General features: G+C 55.7%; 2 protein-coding genes. Both read right to left on the bottom strand.

Features of this window, described 5'->3' with window-relative positions; translation table 11 throughout:
- On the bottom strand, positions 1–270 hold a 270-nt coding region (locus tag ACFPZN_RS56350; RefSeq protein WP_378293696.1), incomplete at its 3' end, for a hypothetical protein.
- A gap of 4 nt (positions 271–274) precedes the next feature.
- On the bottom strand, positions 275–681 hold a 407-nt coding region (locus ACFPZN_RS56345), incomplete at its 5' end, for a hypothetical protein (protein WP_378293694.1).

The following is a 681-nucleotide window of genomic DNA, read 5'->3' as shown; positions in this document are numbered from 1 at the left end:
GCTGGCGGAGCAGATCAGCCGCTGGCGTGCCGCTATAGTCAGCGCTACCCGGCGTTTCTTAAGCGCTGCCTCCTGCTGCAGTTCGTCTGCAGCTAACTGCCCGGCTCGACGCAGTCGCTCTGCATCGGTAAGTTGCCGCCATGATGCAGGATCATCACGCGCCAGAGACCGCATATTTCGGTATATGCGGTCCTCAATGTTCTGAATTTCTCTGGCTGTCAGGGTTCTCTGCGCCGCCTGCTGTACTGCCTGAATACATTCCTGTCTCATTCAACTATCCTCTCAAGAAACATGCTACGGCGACATCAAACAGGCTGGAATCCTGAATTGCCTGTTCGTTTTCTCTGCTGGCTTCATCAAGCACCTCGCGCGCGCTACGCGACTGCGGGTTACCATCTTCATCAAGAACGGTGATCACCATATCCGGCGATTCGTTTAAAGAGTCCTCGGCAATACGAAGATCCATATCACCGGCCTGCTCCGCCGTTGGTTTCTGCTCTGCCTGGCGTAAAGATGCAGCAGTATCAAACGGGGCAGCCTCATCAGCACTGCGAACTTCTGCAGTTTTATAGAATGAAAGAGCCTGCGCATTCAGATCTGCCTCGGCCTGCTGGCGGCGAGCAAGTTCTGCCCTCGCCTCAAATAGCGCCCCGCCGGGCTCATGAGGTGACAGAGCATCAC

It is taken from the genome of Actinomadura rugatobispora (assembly GCF_042656285.1).
GTDB lineage: Bacteria > Actinomycetota > Actinomycetes > Streptosporangiales > Streptosporangiaceae > Spirillospora > Spirillospora rugatobispora.
The sequence above is the reverse complement of the archived record's forward strand: the minus strand, read 5'-3'. Positions and strand labels throughout refer to the sequence as shown.